Origin of the sequence: Phenylobacterium sp., assembly GCF_031425575.1 — a bacterium.
Classification (GTDB): Bacteria; Pseudomonadota; Alphaproteobacteria; order Caulobacterales; family Caulobacteraceae; genus Phenylobacterium.
Window position 1 is genome coordinate 32,440 of the sequence record NZ_JANPJP010000108.1, and the last position, 8,429, is coordinate 40,868.

Annotated in this window: 10 protein-coding genes; 6 read left to right on the forward strand and 4 right to left on the reverse strand. The window is 67.6% G+C overall.

The annotated features are described in order from the left end of the window. Positions 1-30 precede the first annotated feature (30 nt). The 4 genes from coaE to RMO97_RS06150 are packed head-to-tail and all read right to left on the reverse strand — an operon-like array spanning position 31 to position 2,951. A complete protein-coding gene (gene coaE, locus RMO97_RS06135; protein ID WP_310539652.1) occupies positions 31-654 on the reverse strand; it encodes a dephospho-CoA kinase in 624 nt (207 codons plus the stop codon). 4 nt (positions 655-658) lie between these two features. Next, complete coding sequence (gene aroE / locus RMO97_RS06140; protein ID WP_310539640.1) at positions 659-1,510, reverse strand: shikimate dehydrogenase; 852 nt, start codon at positions 1,508-1,510, stop codon at positions 659-661. Continuing rightward, positions 1,507-2,106: a nucleoside triphosphate pyrophosphatase gene (locus tag RMO97_RS06145; RefSeq protein WP_310539641.1), complete on the reverse strand. Its 600-nt coding sequence runs from the start codon at positions 2,104-2,106 to the stop codon at positions 1,507-1,509. The genes aroE and RMO97_RS06145 overlap by 4 nt, the downstream gene beginning before the upstream one ends. Then, positions 2,103-2,951 carry a pyruvate, water dikinase regulatory protein gene (locus RMO97_RS06150; RefSeq protein WP_310539642.1) on the reverse strand — a complete coding sequence of 283 codons (849 nt, stop codon included), beginning with the start codon at positions 2,949-2,951 and terminating at the stop codon, positions 2,103-2,105. The genes RMO97_RS06145 and RMO97_RS06150 overlap by 4 nt, the downstream gene beginning before the upstream one ends. A 522-nt stretch (positions 2,952-3,473) precedes the next feature. On the opposite strand from RMO97_RS06150, the gene hemE reads away from it, so the two are divergent. From hemE to RMO97_RS06180, 6 genes are all read left to right on the forward strand, one after another. Next, on the forward strand, positions 3,474-4,505 hold the full coding sequence (hemE, locus tag RMO97_RS06155) for a uroporphyrinogen decarboxylase (protein WP_310539643.1): 1,032 nt from the start codon (positions 3,474-3,476) through the stop codon (positions 4,503-4,505). After that, complete coding sequence (gene hemH, locus RMO97_RS06160; protein WP_310539644.1) at positions 4,502-5,536, forward strand: ferrochelatase; 1,035 nt, start codon at positions 4,502-4,504, stop codon at positions 5,534-5,536. The genes hemE and hemH overlap by 4 nt, the downstream gene beginning before the upstream one ends. A gap of 2 nt (positions 5,537-5,538) precedes the next feature. After that, complete coding sequence (locus RMO97_RS06165; RefSeq protein WP_310539645.1) at positions 5,539-5,991, forward strand: CopD family protein; 453 nt, start codon at positions 5,539-5,541, stop codon at positions 5,989-5,991. A 7-nt stretch (positions 5,992-5,998) separates the two neighbouring features. Further along, on the forward strand, positions 5,999-6,220 hold the full coding sequence (locus tag RMO97_RS06170) for a hypothetical protein (RefSeq protein WP_310539646.1): 222 nt from the start codon (positions 5,999-6,001) through the stop codon (positions 6,218-6,220). Between the two features lie 244 nt (positions 6,221-6,464). After that, positions 6,465-7,865, forward strand: coding sequence for a transcription termination factor Rho (gene rho / locus RMO97_RS06175; protein WP_310539647.1), 1,401 nt, complete (start codon positions 6,465-6,467; stop codon positions 7,863-7,865). Positions 7,866-7,914: 49 nt separating this feature from the next. Beyond that, positions 7,915-8,429: class I SAM-dependent methyltransferase (locus RMO97_RS06180; RefSeq protein ID WP_310539648.1), on the forward strand; the 515-nt coding region annotated here is incomplete at its 3' end.

The window sequence follows — 8,429 nt, forward strand, 5'->3', positions numbered from 1 at the left end:
CCGCGCTTCGAACCCGGTTTCAACCTGGCCTCAGGTCGCAGGGCCGATTGCCTGGGGACGACGCGCCGGGTCCCGTAGGGCGGCGATGATCTCGTGCACCTGGGCCCGCGCATGATCCAGGCCGTGGCCGGTCTCGACGACAAAATGGGCCAGCTTGCGCTTTTCGCTGTCGTGCAGCTGGCGCTTGAGGATGTCGTCGAGACGCTCGGCGGTCCAGCCGGGCCGCGCCAGGACCCGGGCGCGCTGCTGGTCTTCGGGCGCCGAGGCCACCACCACGACATCCATGTTGAGATGGCCCTTGGTCTCGAACAGCAGCGGGATGTCCATCACCACCATGTCGGCCTTGGCCGCCTGGGCGCGGGCGAAGAAGGCCGTGCGGTCAGCCCCCATCAGAGGGTGGACCACCGAATTCAGCTTGGCCATGGCCGCGTCGTCGCCGAGCACCCTCTGGCGCAGGGCCTCGCGATCGACCGCCCCGTCCTTGGTGACGCCCGGAAAGGCCGCCTCCAGGGGTTCGACGGCGGCCCCGCCCTTCAGATAGAGGTCGGCCACCACGGCGTCGGCGTCATAGACCGGCACGCCGGCCTCGCGGAACATGGCTGCGGTGGTGGATTTCCCCATCCCGATGGAGCCGGTCAGGCCGATCATCAGCATTGTTTCAAAGTCCCAGGGCTTGCTTGGCGAGGGTTCGGACATCGACGCTCTCTGGGGGCGGCTGGCCGAAGAAGGCGTGGAAGGCCGGTATGGCCTGGCCGATCAGCATTTCCAGCCCGTCCACGGTGGGGCGGTTAAGGGCTTGGGCCTGGGCCAGGAACGGGGTGAGCAGCGGCTTGTAGACCATATCCATCAACACCGCGGTCGCCGGCGTCGCGGCGATCGGCACGTCCAGCACCCCCGCCCCCGAAAGTCCCGCCGAGGTGGCGTTGATCAGGGCGCCGACACCCGCAAAGGCGAGCCCCGCCTGGTCCAGCCCATAGGCGCGGACGCAACCGCCCAGGTCGGAGGAGATCTCTTCGGCCCGGGCCACAGTGCGGTTGATGACGCGGATGTCCCGGGCGCCGGCGCTGAGGAAGGCCGCCGCCGCGCCCCGCGCCGCGCCGCCCGCCCCCAGTATGGCCACTGGCGCGGCGGCGGGATCAAAGCCCGGCGCCTGGACCGCGAAGGCGGTCAGCAAGCCTAGCCCATCGGTGTTGTCGGCGAGGATCCGCGCCTCCGGCCCGAACACCAGAACATTTGCCGCCTGGGCCAGGCGCGCCCGCTCGCTGACCTCATCGGCCAGGGCCAGCGCCTGGGTCTTGATGGGCAGGGTGACGTTCAGTCCGGCGCGCGAGCCGCCCCGCAGACCCTTGATGAAGCTCGGGAAATTCTCTGGGGTAACGTCGAAGGGCACATAGACCCCGTCGATCCCCGCCGCCGCCAGCCAGGCGTTGTGCAGGATTGGGCTCATCGAGTGGGCGATCGGGTGGCCCACCACGCCCGCCACCACTGTGGCGCCCGTGATCCTGGTCATACCGACAGCGCCCCGTGCTTGCGCAGCAGGTCCAGCAGGCCCAGCAGGGGCAGGCCGAGGATGGCGAAGTAATCGCCCTCGATCTTCGAGAACAACTGAGAGCCGTGGCTTTCCAGCCGGTAGCAGCCCACCGAACCCAGGGCCTCGTCGCCCTCGGCGATCAGGTAGGCCTCCAGGAAATCGTCACTGAACGCGCGCATGGTGAGCGTGCAGGTGGCCACCTCGCGCCAGATCGGTTGGCCGTCCCGGGCCACCACCACCGCCGAATGCAGTTTGTGCGGTTTGCCGCGCAGCAGCTTCAGCCGGTCGCGGGCCGCCTCCACCGTCTCGGCCTTGTCATAGAGCCCGCCCTCGAACTCCAGGGTCTGGTCGGCGCCGATGACGAAGCCTGGCCGGCCCCGCGAGATCTTCACCGCCTTCAGTTCGGCGAGCGCGTCGGCCACGTCGCGGGGCGTGCCGCCCTGGCCCAGCATCGCGGTCTTCACCGCCTCCTCGTCGACGCCGGAGACGGCGGTCTCGAAGGGGACGCCCGCGCCCTTGAGCACGGCTGTGCGGGCCGCGCTCTTCGACGCGAGAATAATCTGATGGCCGCTCATCCCAGCACCTCGATCTGGCCGTGGCCGCCGTTCAGCAGGTTGAGCACGGCCGCGGCGGTCTCCTCGACACTGCGGCGGGTGACGTCGATCACCGGCCACTCCATCCGCTCATAGAGCCGGCGCGCCAGGACCGTCTCCTGCCGGACCGCCTCGATGTCGATATAGGTGGAGTCCCGGTCCTCCTTCAGGCTCAGCAGCCGGTTGCGGCGGATCTGGATCAGCCGGTCGGGTGAAATGGTCAGGCCGACGATCAGGGCGTTCTTCAGGTTCAGCAGCTTTTCCGACGGCGCCCGGCCCGGAACCAGGGGCACATTGGCGGCCCGCACCCCGCGGTGGGCCAGATAGATGCAGGTCGGCGTCTTGGAGGTGCGCGACACGCCCACCAGCACCACGTCGGCCTGGTCCAGGTCCTGGCCGCCCTGGCCGTCGTCGTGGCCGATGGCGTAGTTCAGCGCGTCCATGCGGTTGAAATAGTCGTTATCCAGGGCGTGCTGCACCCCCACCCGCCGGGTCAGCGCCGCGCCCAGATAGCGCGAGAGGGCCGAGACCAGGGGATCGAGGGCGGGGATGCAGGCCATGTCCAGCTTTCGGCAGCCCTCCTCCAGGGCGGCCCGCAACTCGTCATCGACAATGGTGTGGATCACCACGCCAGGCGCGGCCTCGATGTCGGTGAGCGCCCGCTCCAGCTGCCGGGGCGAGCGGACCAGGGCGTAGATATGCTCGATGGGCAGGACGTTCTCGAATCGGGCGCAGACCGCGCGCGCCATGGCGTTCAGGGTCTCGCCGGTGGAGTCGGAGACCAGGTGCACATGGAAATAGGTGGCGAAGCGCGAGGCTGTGGTCATCGGGTCCGGGTCGCCGTTGGCGGGTGCGTCGAAATATCTGGGGATAGAGGAGTCGATACCTTCTTAGCGAAGCCGCGCGCGCTTGGGGATAGCCGCGGCCAATTCGCGCGTCGATCCCGAAGCCTGCGGATAACGGGCGCCGTTTCAGGAGTTTGCCCGGTCGTCGTGGGCCAGCTGTCCCTGCGGCGTTGGTTGTCCGACGCCGCCGTGCGGCGCGCGGCGAAAGACTCGTGTTCATTCACCCGCAGCGGAGCCGTGGGGTTAATGAATCGTTAAGGCCGTTCAGCACGTTAAGACTTCATTAACACAATCCACAGCGGAGCCTTGGCCCTGCGGAGGAAACCAACGCCGGCTGGGGAAAGAGAGTCGAAAAGGGGGTGCGGCACCGGGCTTTGTCCCCGGCTTGCCCAGGCCCTACCGCTACCTCTTCATCCAAGATTCTATTTCTTAGAAAGGTAGAAGGCAGGCGAGGAAGAACAGGCGGGCTTGAGCCCGAGCCTCGAAGCCGGTTTAACGCCCTCCATGTCCAACAGTTCAGAACCCCGCCTGCTCCGGGCGCTCGCCGGAGAAACCCTGGATCGCCCGCCGGTCTGGTTCATGCGTCAGGCGGGGCGGTCCCTGCCCGAGTACCGGGAGCTGCGGACCCGGGCGAAGGATTTCATCGCCTTCTGCCACAATCCCGAGATGGCGGCCGAGGCCACCCTGCAGCCGATGCGCCGCTTCCCCCTGGACGCCGCCATCGTCTTCGCCGACATCCTGCTGATCCCGCAGGCGCTCGGCCAGGAGGTCTGGTTCGAGACGGGCGAGGGTCCCCGGCTGGGCGAACTGCCCTCCATCGAGAGCATGGCTGACCAGATCGAGGCCTCCACCGGCCGGCTGTCGGCCATCGGCGAGACGCTGGCCCGCGTGCGCGCCGAGCTGGAGCCGGACCGCGCCCTGATCGGGTTCGCCGGAGCCCCCTGGACCGTGGCCACCTACATGATCGAGGGCCGCGGCTCCGACCGCTCCGGCGCCCGGACCTACGCCTACCAGAACCCTGAAAAGCTCGACCGCCTGCTGGACGTCCTGGTGGAGAGCACCGCCCGCTACCTGGTGATGCAGGCGAAATCCGGCGCCCAGGTGCTGAAGCTGTTCGAGAGCTGGGCCGAGGGCCTGGCCGAGGACGTCTTCGAACGCATCGTCATCAAGCCGCACACCGCCATCATCGAGAAGGTCCGCGCCGCCGGAGTCGACGTGCCCTTCATCGGCTTCCCGCGCAGCGCTGGCGCCCTGGTGGAGAACTACGCCGCCCGGGTCCCGGTCAGCTGTGTGGCCCTCGACACCCAGGCCAGCGCGGTGCTGGGCCAGAGGATCCAGGACAGCGGCAAGACCATCCAGGGGGCGCTGGACAACCTGCTGCTGCGCGCCGGCGGGCCGGCCCTGGACGCCCGGGTCGACGCTCTGATCGAGCAGTGGAACTCCGGCCCCTATATCTTCAATCTCGGCCACGGGGTCCTGCCCGACACGCCGATCGAGCATATCGAGCGCACCATCCGCCGGGTCACCGGCAAGTGAGCCGCGTCGCGGTCGTCCTCTTCAACCTCGGGGGTCCGGACGGCCCCGACGCCGTGCGGCCGTTCCTCTACAACCTGTTCAAGGACCCGGCGATCATCAGCGTCCCGGCCCTGCTGCGCTATCCCATCGCCGCCCTGATCTCCTCGCGGCGCGAGGCCTCGGCCCAGGCCAACTACAACATCATGGGCGGCGCCTCGCCCCTGCTGCCGGAGACCCAGAAGCAGGCCGCCGCCCTGGACGCGGCCCTGGCGGCCGCACGTCCCGACCTGACGGTGAAGGCCTTCATCGCCATGCGCTACTGGAAGCCCTTCGCCGATCAGACGGCGAAAGAGGTCGCCGCCTTCGCCCCCGACGAGATCGTCCTGCTGCCGCTCTATCCGCAGTTCTCCACCACCACGACGGCCTCGTCCCTCCAGGACTGGGCGAAGACCTACAAAGGTCCCGGCCGCACCCGCACCGTCTGCTGCTATCCCACCGCCCAAGGCCTGGTCGCCGCCCACGCCGAGACCATCCGCAAGACCTGGGTCGACGCCGGCCGGCCGGCCAAGGTCCGCCTGCTGTTCTCGGCCCACGGCCTGCCGGAGAAGGTGATCAAAGGCGGCGATCCCTACCAGGCCCAGGTGGAGGCCACAGCCGCAGCGGTCGCGGCCCTGCTGCCCGAGTTGCCCGACTGGCGCGTCTGCTACCAGAGCCGGGTCGGCCCCATGAAGTGGATCGGCCCCTCGACGGTGGAGGAGATCCACATCGCCGGCGAGCAGGGGGTCGGCCTGCTGCTGTCGCCCATCGCCTTCGTCTCCGAGCACATCGAGACCCTGGTGGAGCTCGACCACGAATATGCCGAACTGGCCGAGAACCAGGGGGTCGCCCCCTATCTGCGGGCCCCGGCGCTCGGCGTCGACCAGGCCTTCATCACCGCCTTGGCCCAGACCGTGACCCACGCCCTGGCGCGCGATGGCGGCGCCGCCCCGGAGGGGGCATGGCTTTGCCCCGCCGGCTATGGCAAATGCGGGCGATCAACCCAGGGAGCTTAAGCGTGGACTACAACCTGCTGCGCGGCCTGCACATCATCGCGGTGATCGCCTGGATGGCCGGGATCATGTACCTGCCGCGGCTGCTGGCCTACCACGCCGACGCCGAGCCCGGCGGCGAGATGGACAAGCTCTTCCAGACCATGGAGCTGAAGCTCTACCGGATCATCATGGGCCCGGCCATGGTGGCGACCTGGGTGTTCGGCCTGGCCCTGATCTATGTGAACGCCACCGAGGTCCGCGGCGGTTGGGAGTATCTGCAGCAGCCCTGGATGATCGCCAAGCTGTCGGGAATCGTCTTCATGACCGGCTGGCACGGATTCCTGGGCGCCGCCCGCAAGAAATACGTGGCCGGGACCAACACCCGCACCGCACGCTTCTGGAAGATGACCAACGAACTGCCTTTCATCGCGGCCATCATCATGGTCCTGGCGGTGACGATGGAGTTCGGGAGCTAGCCGATCCATGTCCGAGGCCGCCGAATGCTTGGCGATTGCGGCAGCTGTAACCGTTTACATCGCGGTCTGTATCGGCACCGGACGAGTCTGGAATCCTCGTGGCCTCATTGTCCGCAAGCAAGAGGAGCCGGTCTCATTCTGGATCCTGATGGCGCTCTGCTGCCTGCTTGTTGTGGGGCTGATCTACGCGGCGATCTACATGAGCATCACCTGGCCCTTGGTGAGTTAGCAGCCCGCGCGCTTGACCCGAACCGCGCGATGTGGTTCCGCTGGCATCACATGGCGTCGCGCAATCGGCGAAGTCATGCCCCGCCCTATTTCCGGCGACGCGCGCTTCCCAAACTCTAGAGCTGCTGCGTCCCGGCCCCTGAACACCCCGGCGAGCCCCAGGCCCGCCCCAGACGTTTCAAGTTGCTCGACGCCCGAGGACTGTCTCAAGTCCGGGCGCGCCGAGCCGTATCAAGGCGCTACCCATGTCAGACGACAACACCCTCGACACCGAAGATTCCGCCCTCGACCAGGCGATGGACGCCCAGGTCGAAGCCCCGCAGGAGACGGTGGACGACGACGAAGACAATGAACTCTCCGCGGCCATCGCCGCGCTGGGCATCACCCGGATGTCCCTCCAGGAGCTGAAGGACAAGTCGCCGGTCGACCTGCTGGCCTTCGCCGAGAAGCTGGAGATCGAGAACGCCAATTCCATGCGCAAGCAGGACATGATGTTCGCGATCCTCAAGACGCTGGCCGAGGAAGGCATCGAGATCTCCGGCTCCGGCACCCTGGAAGTGGTGTCCGACGGCTTCGGCTTCCTGCGCAGCCCCGAGGCCAACTACCTGCCCGGCCCCGACGACATCTATGTCAGCCCCTCGCAGATCCGGAAGTTCGGCCTGCGCACCGGCGACACCGTCGACGGCGCCATCCGCGCGCCCCGCGAGGGCGAGCGCTACTTCGCCCTCATCAAGGTGGATCTCACAAATTTCGAGAACCCCGAGAACGTCCGCCACAAGGTGCTGTTCGACAACCTGACCCCGCTCTATCCCGACGAGCGGCTCAAGATGGAGATCGAGGACCCCACCCTGAAAGACCGCTCGGGCCGGCTGATTGATATCGTCGCCCCGCTCGGCAAGGGCCAGCGCTGCCTGATCGTCGCCCCGCCGCGGGTGGGTAAGACGGTCATGCTGCAGAACATCGCCAAGTCCATCGCGGTGAACCACCCCGAGTGCTACCTGATCGTGCTGCTGATCGACGAGCGGCCGGAAGAAGTCACCGACATGCAGCGCACCGTGCGCGGCGAGGTGATCAGCTCCACCTTCGACGAACCCGCCACCCGCCACGTCCAGGTCGCCGAGATGGTGATCGAGAAGGCCAAGCGCCTGGTGGAGCACAAGCGCGACGTCATCATCCTGCTCGACAGCGTCACCCGTCTGGGCCGCGCCTACAACACCGTGGTCCCGTCCTCGGGCAAGGTGCTGACCGGCGGTGTGGACGCCAACGCCCTGCAGCGCCCCAAGCGCTTCTTCGGCGCGGCGCGCAACATCGAGGAGGGTGGCTCTCTGACCATCATCTCGACGGCCCTGATCGACACCGGCAGCCGGATGGACGAGGTGATCTTCGAAGAGTTCAAGGGCACCGGTAACTCGGAAATCATCCTGGACCGCAAGGTCGCCGACAAGCGCATCTTCCCGGCCATCGACGTGCTGAAGTCCGGCACCCGCAAGGAAGAGCTGATCACCCCGAAGGATCAGCTGCAGAAGACCTACGTCCTGCGCCGAATCCTCAACCCCATGGGGGCCCAGGACGCCATCGAGTTCCTGCTCGACAAGCTGCGCCAGAACAAGAACAACGACGAATTCTTCCAGTCGATGAACACCTAGCGGTCGTTCGGTTTCCGACTTCCGCCTGGCTTGAGGGGAAGTCGGTCCGATGGGCGAGAGCTATATCATCGCCGGCGGCATGGCCGGGGCCGCTAGGCTGTCGGTCCTGTCCCAGGCCATGGCCGAGGCGACGGGAAGCCTGCTCGACCGGGTTGGCATCCCGGCCGGCGCCCGCATCCTCGACGTGGGCTGCGGCGGGGGCGACGTGACCCGCGACTTGGCGCGCCGCACCTCCGGCCCGGTGACGGGCCTCGACCTCGACGAGATCAAGATCTCCATGGCCGGCCAGGACGCGCCGGCCAACGCTGCGTTCCACGTGGGTGGCTATGAGCGGGCCGAGGCGCTTGGCCCCTTCGACGTCATCTATGCCCGCTTCCTGCTCTCCCACCTCACCGACCCGGCCGACGCCGTGGCGTGCTTCGAACGCGCCCTGGTCCCCGACGGCCTGCTGGTGGTGGAGGATGTGGAGTTCTCCGCCCATCTCTGCGAGCCGACTCGTCTCAGCTTCCGCCACTTCGTGCAGTGGTATGTCGCCTGCGCTCACAAGCGCGGCGCGGACGCCGA